The organism is Luteimonas sp. A482 (assembly GCF_054072655.1).
Window position 1 is genome coordinate 991,782 of record NZ_JBSVRO010000001.1, and the last position, 13,288, is coordinate 1,005,069.

The 13,288-nt window shown below is 69.6% G+C and carries 17 protein-coding genes; 7 read left to right on the forward strand and 10 right to left on the reverse strand.

Annotated features, from left to right (window positions below):
• Positions 1-3: 3 nt before the first annotated feature.
• The 3 genes from minD to ACW5DW_RS04435 are packed head-to-tail and all read right to left on the reverse strand — an operon-like array spanning position 4 to position 2,196.
• Positions 4-813: a septum site-determining protein MinD gene (minD, locus tag ACW5DW_RS04425; protein WP_457017550.1), complete on the reverse strand. Its 810-nt coding sequence runs from the start codon at positions 811-813 to the stop codon at positions 4-6.
• Between the two features lie 25 nt (positions 814-838).
• Positions 839-1,612 (reverse strand): septum site-determining protein MinC, encoded by a 774-nt coding sequence (gene minC / locus ACW5DW_RS04430; RefSeq protein ID WP_457017551.1) that lies wholly within the window; start codon positions 1,610-1,612, stop codon positions 839-841.
• The gene (locus ACW5DW_RS04435) at positions 1,609-2,196 is read right to left on the reverse strand and encodes a GNAT family N-acetyltransferase (RefSeq protein ID WP_457017552.1); all 588 of its coding nucleotides are present in this window, start codon (positions 2,194-2,196) and stop codon (positions 1,609-1,611) included. Before ACW5DW_RS04435 ends, minC begins: the two co-directional genes overlap by 4 nt.
• A 178-nt stretch (positions 2,197-2,374) precedes the next feature.
• On the opposite strand from ACW5DW_RS04435, the gene ACW5DW_RS04440 reads away from it, so the two are divergent.
• From ACW5DW_RS04440 to ACW5DW_RS04460, 5 genes are all read left to right on the forward strand, one after another.
• Positions 2,375-3,616 carry a histidine kinase gene (locus tag ACW5DW_RS04440; RefSeq protein ID WP_457017553.1) on the forward strand — a complete coding sequence of 414 codons (1,242 nt, stop codon included), beginning with the start codon at positions 2,375-2,377 and terminating at the stop codon, positions 3,614-3,616.
• A complete protein-coding gene (locus ACW5DW_RS04445) occupies positions 3,613-4,254 on the forward strand; it encodes a response regulator (RefSeq protein ID WP_457017554.1) in 642 nt (213 codons plus the stop codon). Before ACW5DW_RS04440 ends, ACW5DW_RS04445 begins: the two co-directional genes overlap by 4 nt.
• Positions 4,255-4,726: 472 nt before the next feature.
• Positions 4,727-5,896: a polyketide cyclase gene (locus ACW5DW_RS04450; RefSeq protein WP_457017555.1), complete on the forward strand. Its 1,170-nt coding sequence runs from the start codon at positions 4,727-4,729 to the stop codon at positions 5,894-5,896.
• A 79-nt stretch (positions 5,897-5,975) separates the two neighbouring features.
• Positions 5,976-6,341 carry a DUF423 domain-containing protein gene (locus ACW5DW_RS04455; RefSeq protein WP_457017556.1) on the forward strand — a complete coding sequence of 122 codons (366 nt, stop codon included), beginning with the start codon at positions 5,976-5,978 and terminating at the stop codon, positions 6,339-6,341.
• 5 nt (positions 6,342-6,346) lie between these two features.
• Positions 6,347-7,021 carry a DNA-3-methyladenine glycosylase family protein gene (locus tag ACW5DW_RS04460; RefSeq protein WP_457017557.1) on the forward strand — a complete coding sequence of 225 codons (675 nt, stop codon included), beginning with the start codon at positions 6,347-6,349 and terminating at the stop codon, positions 7,019-7,021.
• A gap of 51 nt (positions 7,022-7,072) precedes the next feature.
• On the opposite strand, the gene ACW5DW_RS04465 is transcribed toward ACW5DW_RS04460, so the two are convergent.
• The 5 genes from ACW5DW_RS04465 to ACW5DW_RS04485 form a co-directional block, all read right to left on the reverse strand.
• Positions 7,073-7,882, reverse strand: a complete 810-nt coding sequence (locus tag ACW5DW_RS04465; RefSeq protein ID WP_457017558.1) for a M15 family metallopeptidase — start codon at positions 7,880-7,882, stop codon at positions 7,073-7,075.
• Positions 7,883-7,956: 74 nt separating this feature from the next.
• Complete coding sequence (locus ACW5DW_RS04470) at positions 7,957-8,127, reverse strand: DUF4177 domain-containing protein (protein WP_457017559.1); 171 nt, start codon at positions 8,125-8,127, stop codon at positions 7,957-7,959.
• Positions 8,124-8,306 carry an Arc family DNA binding domain-containing protein gene (locus ACW5DW_RS04475; protein ID WP_457017560.1) on the reverse strand — a complete coding sequence of 61 codons (183 nt, stop codon included), beginning with the start codon at positions 8,304-8,306 and terminating at the stop codon, positions 8,124-8,126. The genes ACW5DW_RS04470 and ACW5DW_RS04475 overlap by 4 nt, the downstream gene beginning before the upstream one ends.
• Positions 8,306-8,584, reverse strand: coding sequence for a hypothetical protein (locus ACW5DW_RS04480; protein ID WP_457017561.1), 279 nt, complete (start codon positions 8,582-8,584; stop codon positions 8,306-8,308). The genes ACW5DW_RS04475 and ACW5DW_RS04480 overlap by 1 nt, the downstream gene beginning before the upstream one ends.
• Before the next feature lie 5 nt (positions 8,585-8,589).
• Complete coding sequence (locus ACW5DW_RS04485; protein WP_457017562.1) at positions 8,590-9,438, reverse strand: SPFH domain-containing protein; 849 nt, start codon at positions 9,436-9,438, stop codon at positions 8,590-8,592.
• A gap of 163 nt (positions 9,439-9,601) precedes the next feature.
• Here ACW5DW_RS04485 and purT point away from each other — a divergent pair, with 163 nt between their 5' ends.
• Positions 9,602-10,804 (forward strand): formate-dependent phosphoribosylglycinamide formyltransferase, encoded by a 1,203-nt coding sequence (purT, locus tag ACW5DW_RS04490; RefSeq protein ID WP_457017563.1) that lies wholly within the window; start codon positions 9,602-9,604, stop codon positions 10,802-10,804.
• A 21-nt stretch (positions 10,805-10,825) separates the two neighbouring features.
• The gene (locus tag ACW5DW_RS04495; protein ID WP_457017564.1) at positions 10,826-11,128 is read left to right on the forward strand and encodes a hypothetical protein; all 303 of its coding nucleotides are present in this window, start codon (positions 10,826-10,828) and stop codon (positions 11,126-11,128) included.
• Positions 11,129-11,235: 107 nt separating this feature from the next.
• Here ACW5DW_RS04495 and ACW5DW_RS04500 read toward each other — a convergent pair whose 3' ends face one another.
• Both ACW5DW_RS04500 and ACW5DW_RS04505 read right to left on the reverse strand, forming a co-directional pair.
• Complete coding sequence (locus tag ACW5DW_RS04500) at positions 11,236-12,474, reverse strand: endonuclease/exonuclease/phosphatase family protein (protein ID WP_457017565.1); 1,239 nt, start codon at positions 12,472-12,474, stop codon at positions 11,236-11,238.
• Positions 12,471-13,193, reverse strand: coding sequence for an arginyltransferase (locus tag ACW5DW_RS04505; protein ID WP_457017566.1), 723 nt, complete (start codon positions 13,191-13,193; stop codon positions 12,471-12,473). The genes ACW5DW_RS04500 and ACW5DW_RS04505 overlap by 4 nt, the downstream gene beginning before the upstream one ends.
• Positions 13,194-13,288: the final 95 nt, after the last annotated feature.

Consider the following 13,288-nt stretch of genomic DNA (forward strand, 5'->3'; position numbering starts at 1 on the left):
CACTCAGCTCCCGAAGAGCTTGCTGAAGAAGCCCTTCTTCTCCGCCTGGGTGAAGCGCATCGGCCGGTCTTCGCCGAGCAGCCGTGCAACGGCGTCGTCATAGGCCTGGCCGGCCATGGATTCGCTGGCCAGGATCACCGGCTCGCCCTTGTTGGAGGCGTCGAGCACGTCGTTGGATTCGGGGATCACGCCCAGCGTCTTGATGCCCAGCACCTCCTCCACGTCGGCGATCGAGAGCATCTCGCCCTTTTCCACGCGCTGCGGGTTGTAGCGGGTCAGCAACAGGTATTCCTGCACGCGCTCGCCGGTTTCGGCCTTTCGGGTCTTGGACGACAGCAGGCCCAGGATGCGGTCGGAGTCGCGCACCGAGGAAACCTCGGGGTTGACCACCACGATCGCGCGATCGGCGAAATACATCGCCAGGTGCGCGCCCTTCTCGATGCCCGCCGGCGAATCGCACAGGATGTAGTCGAAGCCGTCCTCGGACAGGTCCTTGAGCACCTTCTCCACGCCTTCGATCGTCAGCGCGTCCTTGTCGCGCGTCTGCGAGGCGGCCAGCACGAACAGGTTGTCGAAGCGCTTGTCCTTGATCAGCGCCTGGCGCAGCGAGGCCTCGCCCTGGACGACGTTGACGAAGTCGTACACCACCCGGCGCTCGCAGCCCATGATCAGGTCGAGGTTGCGCAGGCCCACGTCGAAGTCGATGACCGCGACCTTCTTGCCGCGCCGCGCAAGGCCGTTGGCCAGGCTGGCGCTGCTGGTGGTCTTGCCAACGCCTCCCTTGCCCGAGGTGACCACGATGATTTCTGCCAAAACACGTCTCCTGTGTGTGTCGCCGTCAATCGAGTGCGGCGATCTTGAGTTCGTCGTTGTCGAGCCAGACCTGCACCGCCTTGCCGTGCAGATCCTTCGGGATATCTTCCAGCACTTTGTAGTGGCCGGCCACGGCGACCAGCTCGGCGTGGAAGGCGCGGCAGAAGATGCGCGCCTTCGCGTTGCCCTGGGCCCCGGCCAGCGCACGCCCGCGCAGCGGGCCGTAGATGTGGATGGAACCGTCGGCGATGACCTCGGCGCCGGCGCCGACCTGGGAGAGCACGGTCAGGTCGCGGTTCTCGGCGTAGAGCTGCTGGCCGGAGCGGACCGGCGCGGTCTGGACCAGGCCCGGGGCGGCGCGGTCGGCGGGCGGGGGCGCCGCTGCCGGCGCGCGCTGGGCGGACGCTGGCGGGGTCGACGCGGGCGCGGGCGCCGCTGTCTCAGTCTCCCCTGCGACGGACTCGTACTGGGCGCGGAAGCGCGCCAGCACCGGCAGCCCGATCTGGACCGCCAGTGCCTCGTTGTCGCTGCTGCCCCAGGCCAGCGCCACCGGCAGCACGCCGGCCTCGCGCAGGGCCTCGACCAGGGCGCGGGCAGTGGCGGCATCGGGGGACGCGGCGAGGCCGCCAAAGTCGAGGATGACCGCGGCGCGGGCGAACAGCTTCGGCGCGCGGGCCACGCGGCTGCGCATCTCCTCGGCCAGGCGCCCGATGTCGAGCGTGCGCACCCGCAGGTTGGCGATGCCGACCTGGCCGATCTTCAGCTCGCCGGCCTGTTCGTAATCCATGCCCGCGCTCATGCGGCGGACGGCTCGGCCATGGCCGCGCGCGGGCGCAGCAGCCACGGCTCGGCCGGCAAGGCCTCGCGGTAGGTATCGCGCACCCATTCGTAACTGCACATGTCCTTGGCCATCATCGAGGCGCGGATGCCGCTCTCGGGCATCACGTGCTGGCCGATCTCCTGGAAACCGAAGCTGCCGTGGAACAGGCGCACCGGGTCGGCGTCGTGCTCCAGGAACACCTCGCAGGTCAGCAGCGGGTAGCGCAATTCGGCATAGCTCTGCGCGTCGGCGTAGAAGGCGCGGCCCACGCCGCCGCCGCGGCGGCGGCTGGCCACGACGATGCGGTCGATGTAGAAGAACCGGTCGCAGTGGGTGCGGAACCAGTGGAAGTTGCTGCTGTCGTGCTCGGCGTCCGAACCCAGGCCGACGAGGAACCCGGCCAGGGCGCCATCACGCTCGGCGACGCGGAAGTATTCGGCGGTGTCGAAAAACCTGCGGATGCGGGCCGCGTCCAGCGCCAGGATCGTCGGGCCAGCGGCATTGTTGAGGGCGAGGATGGAATCCAGCTCGTGCTCGCGCACGTCGCGGATGACGATCGACATTCCTGACTCCAGAAGACTGCGGGTGCTGCCCGGCCGCAGCTCGGCAAACGGCGCGCGCGCCGTGCGACGGCCACCGCGGATTATCGCATGGGCGCCGCCCGCGGGGGGGGGCGCATGCCGCTTCGCAGCATGACTTCCGAGGGATCGCGGCGGCCCGGATTGCGCCTACCATGGCGCCATGCTGTCGCACCTCGACCATGCCCGCCTCCTGCGCTATGCCGGCCTGTTCACATGGGCGGTGATGGTTCTGCCGCTGTGGGTGATTTCGGGGCCGGTGGACGATGCCGATCCGCTGTCGAGTGTCGGCGCCGGCTGGAACGCATGGTTCGCCTGGGGTCTGTTCGGGTTCAGCTTCGCGTGGCTGACCCGCGCGCTCGATTCGCGCCGCGTGAGCGTGCCGGACTACCTGCTGCTGGTGCTGATGATCGGCAGCGCGGTGGCGCTGAGCTACTACAGCAACACCGGCCTGGGCGTGCTGCTGCTGATGGTCGCCGCCTGCGTGCTGCCCTGGCTGCTGCCGCTGCCGGTGAGCATCGCCGCGCTGGTGATCAGCGTGCTGCTGGTGGTGCCGGTCTACGTGCGGGCGATCGGTTTCTCGCTGCTCGAAGCGGTGATGCAGTCGATGCTGTACGTCGGCTTCAACTGCTTCGTGTTCGCGACCGGTTATGTCGCCCGCCAGCAGGTCCTGGCCCGCGACGAGCAACGCCGGCTGAACGCCGAGCTGCGCGCCACCCGCGCGCTGCTTGCCGAAAGTGTCCGCGTCAACGAGCGCACCCGCATCTCCCGCGAGCTGCACGACCTGCTCGGCCACCACCTGACCGCGCTGAGCCTCAACCTCGAGGTCGCCAACCATCTCGTGGAAGGCCAGGCCCAGGTGCACGTCAGCCAGGCCCACACCCTGGCCAAGCTGCTGCTGAGCGACGTGCGCGAGGCGGTGAGCCGGCTGCGCGACGACGACGCCATCGACATGCGCGCGACCCTGCTGCCCCTGGCCGACAACGTGCCGGGCCTGCGCATCGACATGGACATGCCACGGACCTTCCTGGTCGACGATCCCGAACGGGCCCACGTGCTGCTGCGCTGTACCCAGGAGATCGTCACCAACGCCGTGCGCCATGCCGAGGCCAGCCTGCTGCGCCTGCGCTACCGGCTTGACGGGGATGCGGTGGTCCTGGATGCCCGCGACGACGGGCGCGGGGCTGAGGGTGCGACCGCCGGCAACGGCATGCTCGGCATGCGTGAGCGGCTGGCCGCGCACGGCGGCACGCTGCAGGTGGAAACCTCGCCCGGCAGCGGCTTCAGCGTACGCTTGCGCCTGCCGATGGACGGCGGCGTGGTGGTCATTGATCCGATCCCTCCGGCCGCGATCGCGCCGGCTCCCGCCCCGTCCCATCCGCCCCGACCCCTGGAGGTTCCATGATCCGTGTCTGCCTGGTCGACGACCAGACCCTGGTGAGGCAGGGCATCCGCTCGCTGTTGGCGCTCGACGGCGGCATCGAGGTCATCGCCGAGGCCTTCGACGGCAAGCACGCGGTCGAGCTGATCCCCGGGATCAAGCCCGACGTGGTGCTGATGGACATGCGCATGCCGGTGATGTCGGGCCTGGAGGCGCTGCAGGCGCTCTCGCGCGCCGGCCAGCTGCCGCCGACGATCATCCTGACCACCTTCGACGACGACCAACTGGTGCTGGCCGGCATCAAGGCCGGGGCCAAGGGCTACCTGCTCAAGGACGTGTCGCTGGAGCAACTGGTGGGCGCCATCCGGGCCGTCGCCGGCGGCGGTTCGCTGGTGCAGCCGGCGGTGACCCAGCGCCTGCTCTCGGGCCTGGAGCACATGCGCAACGATTTCGTGAGCCTCGACCGGCCCGACCCGTTGACGGAGCGCGAAACCGAGATCCTGCGGCTGATGGCAGGTGGCTTCTCCAACAAGGAGATCGCCAATTCGCTGGGCGTGGCCGAGGGCACGATCAAGAACCACGTGTCCAACATCCTGTCCAAGCTCGGCGTGCGCGACCGCACCCGGGCTGTGCTGAAGGCCTTCGAGCTGCAGCTGGTCTGATCGACAGGATGGCCGGCCCACCGCAGCGCGGCGGGCGTTCGCGGGCAGCACGGGTGCTGCCGCGACTGCGCAAAGGTCTGGTGCCCGGTCGCGGGGGGGGGGGGGGGGGGGGGGGGGGGGGGGGGGGGGGGGGGGGGGGGGGGGGGGGGGGGGGTAGNGGTCGCGGCTGAAGCCGCTCCTGCGTGGGGCGGATACCTGTAGGAGCGGCTTCAGCCGCGATCGTCAGCGACGAGACCGCTCGCTCCGGTGGCCGCCCCGCGAGCCGATGAAGCGCCTTGAAACTGCGTGATCCCGTGCGGGCGGGTGGTCGCACGGCCCGCGTTTGTATCCGGGCCAGCAGTTGCGCCGGCAACCGTGGCGCCCCTCCGGGAAGACCGGTTCAGGACTGCATTGCTCGCCCGGCGCGGGCGGTTCTTGATAGGATTGGCGACTTGCCCCTGCTACGGCAGGAAATGGTCCCGGAGAACCCTGAATGACCCGTTTGATCGAGATCCTGATTTCCACGGCGATCGTTGCCGCGCTGTTCGTGATCGTCGCTCTGTTCCTGCCGTCGAGCCGCACGATCACCGAAAAGATCGAGACCAACCGGCGCCCGGCCATTGTGTTCGACACCCTCAACAGCTTCAGCCGCTTCAAGGACTGGAACGCGCTGTCCATGCGCGATCCAGCCGCGAAGCTGGAACTGTCCGGCCCGCAGTCGGGCGTCGGTGCACGCATCGACTACACCTCCGAAGCGCGCGCGCTGGGCGAGGGCAGCTGGGAGATCGTCGAGAGCGATCCTGACAGCCGCGTGCTCTACCGGCTCGAGAATCCCGACCGCGGCGACAACAAGCGCATGGAATTCACGCTCAAGCCGACCGGTCGCGGCGGCCGCAACATCGAGGTCACCCAGCGCTACGACGTCGATTACGGCTGGAACCTGCTGGGCCGCTATGCCGGCATGTACGTGCGTGGCCACGTCGGCGAGGACATGAAGATGGGCCTGGGCAAGCTCACCAGCATGCTGGCGGGCGTACCCAACGTCGATTATCGCGCCGAGGGCGTGAGCCTGACCAACCTGGGCGTCGTCGATCGCCCGGCCGAGAACCTGCTGTCGGTGTTCGCGGGCGCCGTCGAGCGCAACAACGAGAAGATCAAGCAGTCGATGAAGGCCAACAGCGAGTGGATCAAGCGCACGATGGATGCGAATGACCTCGAGCCGGTCGGTCCGCTGCGCATCGTGTCCACCGAGCTGGGCCGCGAGAACTACACCTTCGACGTGGTGCAGGCGGTGCGCCGCAAGGGTGCGGGCGCATCATCCGGCGCGGAAGACGCGGCAGGTGAAGGCGAAGCAGGCGAAGCTGGCGAAGCCGTGACGCAGCCGGTTGCGCAGGCGCCGGCGGTGGACGAGGGCAAGCTCGAGATCAAGATCCCCGAGGGTGCGCCGGTCGAATACATCCGCGTCGAGGCGGGCAAGGTTGCCCGTGGCGAGTACACCGGCTACATGGCCGAGCTGGAGAACGTGCGCAATGCGGTGCGCGCCTGGGCGATGACCCACGGCCACGAAGTCACCGATCGTCCGTTCGAGTACTACAAGAACGGTATCGATGAGGCGTTCACCGAGAACGGCCAGTTCGAGGTGTTCTGGAGGCTCAAGCAGTAAGGCAAGGCGCTTCCATGCCCCTGTCCGTCGCGCGCCGCATCCCCGGATGCGGCGCGCTGCGTTTGTGTCCCCCGAATCCATGAGCCCGACTGTCGCCTTTCCGTCGACCCGCTGGCTGCGCGCGAGCGGCGCCGTGCTGGCGGGACTGGGCGTGGCGCTGGCGGCCTACGCGTCGCATGGCGCCAGCGAGGGCGCGCGCGGCAACCTGCAGACGGCCGCGCTGTTCGCATTCGGCCATGGCATCGCGCTTGCTGCGCTGGCGCGCGGAGTGGCGTCGCGGCTGTCGCTGGCGGCGCTGGCGATGCTGCTGCTGGGTACGCTGGTGTTCGCCGGTGCGCTGGTGGCGAAGTCGCTGTGGGACGCATCGTCGGCGCCGGCGCCATTTGGCGGCATGGTCCTGATCCTGGGCTGGCTGCTGTACGCGGCCAGCGCGCTGCGGGACTGAGCGCCGTGCCGCGATACGCCCGCGGTTTCGATACGGCGGCCGCCTGGGACCACCTGCAGCGGCGCGACCGTCGGCTGGGCGCGTGGATGAAGCGCATCGGCGTGATCGAACCGGAGCCCCGCTGGCGTGCCCGCTTCGATCCGGTCGATGCGCTGGCGCGCGCGATCCTGTTCCAGCAGCTCAGCGGCAAGGCCGCCTCGACCATCGTCGGGCGCGTGGAGACGGCGATCGGCAGCAGGCGGCTGCATGCCGACACGCTGGGGCGGGTCGACGATGCCGCGTTGCGTGCCTGCGGCGTGTCCGGGAACAAGGCGCTGGCGCTGCGCGACCTGGCGGCGCGCGAGGCGTGTAGCGAGATCCCGACGCTGCGGCAGATGTCCACCATGCATCACGACGACATCGTCGCGACGCTGGTGCCGGTGCGCGGCATCGGCCGCTGGACGGTGGAGATGATGCTGATGTTCCGGCTTGGCCGGCCGGACGTGCTGCCGGTCGACGACCTCGGCATCCGCAAGGGCGCGCAGCGCGTGGACCGCCTCGACGCGATGCCGACGCCGAAGGAGCTGGCGGTGCGTGGCGAGAAGTGGGGGCCGTACCGCACGTACGCGGGTCTGTACCTGTGGCGGATCGCCGACCTCGCCAGCGCGGCGAAGGCGGCGACGGATCGTTCGCAGGGATAGTGCGCGCTTGCGTCGTGCGCCGCAGGAAGTGCGCGGCGCGGCGAGTGCGGTTTATCGCGCCGTCGGGACGCCCGCGTACCGCCAGTGCCAGGGCTCGTACACGATCCCGTGTGCGTTGTCGCGCGGATAACTCATCGAGAAGCCGAAATCGTCGGCGTGCTGCTGCAGCCAGGCGAATGCGGCGGTCTGTTCGAACGATTCCTCCGCGGGGGGGTCTCCCGGCGCGCCGATATCCAGCGCTTCGCCCGAATGGTGTTCGCTGAAGCCCGGCGCTGCGTTGACCGTGAGGATCTGCGCCAGCGCGAGTCCGCGTGCGCGCTTGCGCTCGAAAATGCCCAACTGGTAATCGTGGCTGCGGTAGCCGGAGATGGCATCAAGCGCCACGCCGTCCCGTGCGGCCGCCTCGCGCATGCGCTGCCAGGCGCGCGCCGCCTCGGGCAGCAGCCATAGCGGGCGGCGGTAGCGGTCGAAGCCGGCCAGCGCCAGCACGTCGGGCTCGGGTACGAGCGCCAGGGCGCTGCGGGCGGCGTAGTCGTCGGCCTCAAGGCCCAGCGCATCGAGTCGTTCGGCCAGGCGATGCAGCGGCAATGTTCCGGTTTCACTCACGCTGTCGCGTGCGGGTTCGCCGTCGAGCAGGTCGAGCGCATCGTCCACGCCCGGCTCGCGCACGAGGCGCGGCACCAGCGGCATCAGGCCTTCGGGCAGCACCGCTGCCAGGTAGCAGCCGTCGCGCTTGCGTCGCAGCACCCGCGTGGCGCGCGAGACGATCCGCGCATCGCCATTGCTGCGCGCGCGCAGCAGCCAGGCTGGCCACAGCTCGATCTCCGGCGTGTTGAGCAGGGTGCGGGGAAGGACGCGCATGGGCGCAGCTTATCGACGCGCCCGGTGTGGCGCCAGTTCACGCCACGGCCTCTCGCGGCCTGCGTCGCACCTGGTCATTGCTCCTTCTTCAGGTAGCACCGCACGACCATCCCGGCCTGGACGACCGAAACCAGCTCCCATCCCTGCTGGCCGAGCCGGGACAGCTCCTCCTCGATGTCGACGGACTTGAGGCCGAGGAACTTCGGCTTGATCTCATGGATCCTGTACTGCCAACGCTTGCTCATGGCACGTCCTTTTCGTTGGGTGCGTCCGCCTGCGGCAGCCGCCCGGCCTTGCGCAGCGCGTCGCGCAGCACGTATTCGATCTGCGCGTTGAGGCTGCGCAGCTCGTCGTCGGCCCACTGCTGCGCCGCCGACAGCACGTCGGCACCGATCCGCAGCGGATAGGCCTTGCGTTCGGCCATCAGCGCCGCGCCCGTCCGCGCATGTGCAGGATCATCGAGAGCAGCAGCACGTTGACCGCGACCACCATGAGGATCGCGATCGTGGTCGCCAGCCCGCGGTCGGCACCGGCGAAGTACATGCCCACCGCGCCGCCGAACATGGCCAGGGCGATCCCGGCCCAGCGCAGGGCCAGGCCACGCGCCTTGGGATCGGACGCGGCGGGGCGGGCCTGCCACGCGGCGATGCCCAGCGCGGGCAGCGCGGTCAGGGCGATCAGCAGTGATCCCAGGGCGTGCATGGCGCTCAGTACAGCGAGCCGGCGTTGACGATCGGCTGGGTGCTGCGGTCGCCGCACAGCACGACCAGCAGGTTGCTGACCATCGCCGCGCGCCGCTCCTCGTCCAGCTTCACCGTGCCGTTCTTCTCCAGTTCCGCCAGCGCCATCTCCACCATGCCGACCGCGCCGGCGACGATGCGGGTGCGTGCGGCGATCACCGCGTTGGCCTGCTGCCGCTGCAGCATCGCCTGGGCGATCTCGGGGGCGTAGGCGAGGTGGCTGATGCGGGCGTCCACCACGTCGACGCCGGCGGCGGTCAGGCGCTCGTCCAGCTGTTCCTTGAGCCGGTCGGAAATCTCGACCGGATGGCTGCGCAGGGAGATGTCGCCCTCCTCGTGCTGGTCGTAGGGATAGCTGGTCGCCATTGCGCGCAGCGCCGCCTCGGACTGGATGTGCACGAAGCTCTCGTAGTCGTCGACGTTGAACACCGCTTCGGCCGAATCGACCACGCGCCAGACGATCACCGCAGCGATCTCGATCGGCGAGCCGTCCAGCTCGTTGACCTTGAGCTTGCCGCTCTCGAAGTTGCGCACCCGCAGCGAGACTTTCCTCTTGCTGAAGAATGGGTTGTTCCAGCGCAGCCCGTTTTCCTTGGCTGTGCCCACGTACTTGCCGAACAGGCTGAGCACGGCCGCCTGGTTGGGTTCGACCATGTAGGCGCCAAGCATCAGGAACGCACTGCCCAGCGCCACGACGATCGCCAGGATCGGCAGCACGCTGCCCTGCAGGAACATCCAGACGGCGGTGGCGATGAGCGCCAGCAGGACCAGCAGCACCGGAATGCCGGGCAGCGAACGGATCGGGTTCTCTTTCATGGTGTGCCTCGGGACTGGGGTGCGCGCGGGGAAAGCAGTGCGTGCCTGATTGATATCAATCTGATATCAGATTGTCAAGATTTTAGGCAGCACTGCGCCGAAGCGCTTGCGTGGCGCCGGTCCGGCGCTGGCTAGAATGGCGGCCCCGTACCCGGACCTGCCCATGCCCACCTCCCTCGGCACCCCCCTGTCACCCTCGGCCACCCGCGTGCTGCTGCTGGGGTCGGGCGAACTGGGCAAGGAAGTCGCGATCGAGCTGCAGCGACTGGGCGTGGAGGTGATCGCCGCCGACCGCTACGCCGATGCGCCGGCGATGCAGGTCGCGCATCGCAGCCATGTGCTCGACATGCTCGACCCGGCCGCGCTCGCCGCCCTGGTCGAATGCGAACAGCCGCACCTGGTCGTGCCCGAGATCGAGGCCATCCACACCCCGACCCTGGTGACGCTGGAGCGCGACCGCGGCCAGCGCGTGGTTCCGACCGCGCGTGCGGCGTGGCTGACCATGGACCGCGAGGGCATCCGCCGGCTTGCCGCGGAAACCCTGGGCTTGCCGACTTCTGCCTACCGTTTCGTCGACACCGGGGCCGAATACCGCGAGGCGGTGGCGGCCATTGGCCTGCCCTGCGTGGTCAAGCCGGCGATGTCGTCCTCGGGCAAGGGCCAGAGCACGCTGCGCGGCGAGGCCGACATCGACCCGGCCTGGGACTACGCGCAGACAGGCGGGCGCACCGGCGCGGGCCGCTGCATCGTCGAGGGCTTCGTCGATTTCGACTACGAGATCACCCTGCTCACTGTGCGCCACGCCGGCGGCACCTCGTTCTGCGCGCCGATCGGCCACCTGCAGCGCGACGGCGACTATCGCGAAAGCTGGCAGCCGCAGCCGATGTCGCCAGGCGCGCTGGCGCGTTCGATGGAGATCGCGCGCGCCATCACCGACGATCTCGGCGGCTGGGGCGTGTTTGGCGTGGAGCTGTTCGTGAAGGGCGACGAGGTCTGGTTCAGCGAGGTGTCGCCGCGGCCGCACGACACCGGCCTGGTGACCCTGGTCTCGCAGGATCTCAGCCAGTTCGCGCTGCACGCGCGCGCCATCCTGGGCCTGCCGGTGGGTGCCGAGGATGGTGGCTTCATCCCGCAGCGCGGGCCGTCGGCCTCGAGCGCGATGCTGGCGCAGGGCCACGGCGTACCGGCGTTCGGCAACATCCAGGCCGCACTGCACGCGCCCGACACCGCGCTGCGCCTGTTCGGCAAGCCGCGTGTCGACGGCCAGCGCCGCGTGGGCGTGACGCTTGCGCGAGCCGATTCGATCGACGCGGCACGCGCGGTCGCGCGCGATGCGACCGCGGCGATTACCATCGATCTCCAATAGCGCGTCCCCAATGGAGCAGGCATGAAAGGCAGCAACGGCTACGCCGTATTCTTCTATCCCCAGGCGCTGGAAGCGCTGGGCGATGCGATCAAGCCGTACCTGCAGGACAGCGGAAGCGGTGGCGCGCACCTGCTCTGCCATGAGATCGATACGGCCGGCGCCTTCGTCGAGATGACGATGTCGGGCAGGACGCCGCAGGACCAGGACGCGACCCTCGACCTGCTGGTGCCGACCAGCATGGTCCGGATGATCGTCTCGAGCCAGCAGGCCGGGAGTTTCGGCTTCCGCCCGCATGCGCCAGCAGCGGACGGAACCCCGCCGTAGGAGCGGCTTCAGCCGCGAACGCAGCTGCAGGTTCGCGGATCACCGGAGAACGGTCGAAGCCGCTCCCGCAGGTGCCGTACGCCAGATGCGTGTGCCTGCACGCCCACTCAACGCAACAGGTCCACCCACACCAGGTGATGATCGCTGGCCGCGGCGATGTCTTCGTCCGGATGACCCCGCGGTGGCCAGAACACGCCCGTACCCGCAAGCCGGAAGCCGGTGGACGGCAGCGCATAGTCCAGGCGCAGGTTGCCCACGCGCGGCCCGAAGCGACCGGTGTCGTGCGCGTGCGCGCCGCGGTGCGCGGCATTGCCCGGGTCGATGCGCGAGGCCAGGTCTGCGCCCTCGCTGCCCGGAGCCGCGTGGCGCAGCACGCGCGGATGTTCGAGCAGCGAGACGATGGCGGCGTGTTCCCCGGCGCCGTCGACGGGATCGTTGTTGAGATCGCCGAGGATCACGAAGCGCACGTCCGCGTCCAGCCCGCCACAGCGGCCGGCGTCATCGCACAACCAGGATGCCTGGCCTGCTTCGGGTGCGAGGTATTCGCGCCACAGCCTGATCTCGTCATGGTTGCGCAGCACGTTGCGACGTTCCGGCCCGTCGAAGGCCGGTGGCGTGGGATGCGAGGCCAGCACGTGCACCACGCCCAGCGGCGTGCGCACCGGCACGTCCCAGTGCGATTTCGACGACAGCCGCAGCTGGCGCCACACCGCATCGCTGTGGAAGGGCTGCCCGGTCACGGGATCGACCGGACGCCGCGCGCCGGGCATCGCACTCCACTTCAGCAGCTGGAAGGTGCGCGCCTGTGCCGCGTCGATCGGATGTTTCGACAGCAGCAGCATGCCGTACTGGCCGGGATGCAGTCCGTAGCCCCAGGCGTCATTGCCTCGCTCGCGGCCTTGGCCGCCGACGCTGCCGCTGCCGTCGAGGTCCAGGCCGCTCGGCACGCCGGTGTTGACCGGCGCCATGTAGCGGTGGGGATAGTGCAGCGGCTCTCCGCCGCCGGGCTGGGGCTGCTCGAGGTAGTCGCGCTGGAACAGGTCGGCCGCGCGGCCTTGAGGGTCGTGGTCGAACTCGTTGAGCAGGACGATGTCCGGTCGCACCTTCTGCAGCACCGCGGCGATGCGCCGCGCCTGGGCGTTGCCGAGCTCCAGCCGCTGGACCAGCCCGCCCGTGTCTTCGTCGAAGAGCGAGACGTTGTAGCTGGCGACGCGAAGCGGGGCGGGGTCGGGCATCGGGGATCCGGACTGCGGCGGGGTGCCGTGGACGTTGACCCGCACGCAGGCGGCCAGCGCCAGCGCAGACAGGGCGGCGAGCGCAAGCAGCGCGGTCAGGCGGCGGCTCATTCCGCCGCGATCGCTTCAAAGGGGCGCCAGCGACGGCCATCGAAGCCTTCCAGCGGGCGGAACCTGCGTTTGTAGTCCATCTTGTCGTGCCCTGCGATCCAGTAGCCCAGGTAGAGGTGGCGACGGCCTTCGCGCCGCGCCCATTCGATCTGGCGCAGGATCGCCAGCGTGCCAAGGCCGCGCGCGGCCTCGTCCGGATCATAGAAGGTGTAGACGGCCGACATCGCCTTCTCATCGATGTCGGTCACGGCGATGGCGAGCAGGCGGCCATGCTCGCGCAGCTCGAGGAAACGCGTGTTGGCCCAGCTGCCGACCAGGAACTGATCGAACTCGTGCGGGCCGTGCCCGTCCATGCCGCCGCCCGGATGGCGCGCGGCGAGGTAGCGCCGGTACAGCGCAAGCCGTTCGTCGCTGCGCTCGGCGGGCAGGATGCGCGCTTCGATCGCTGCGTTTTGCGCCAGGCAGCGGCGCTGGCTGCGGTCGGCAGCGAACGCGTCGACCGCGATCCGCACCGCGACGCAGGCGCGGCAGCCCTGGCAGTGCGGGCGGTAGACGATGTCGCCGGAGCGGCGGAAGCCCCACTCCAGCGCCTGCGGATAGAACGCGGCCAGGCGCTCGTCGTGCGGATCGAACACGAGGTCGCGCGCCACGCGCTCGGGCCAGTAGCCGCAGGCGTGCTCGCCGGTGTGGAACAGCCGCAGGTTGTCGTTCTCGCCCATGCCGAGGCCAGCATACTGCGTGGCTGTCGCAGGCGCCGCGACCGACCGCCAGCTGAATCGCGCGGCCGCCGGGTCAACGGTTGCCGCGGACGATG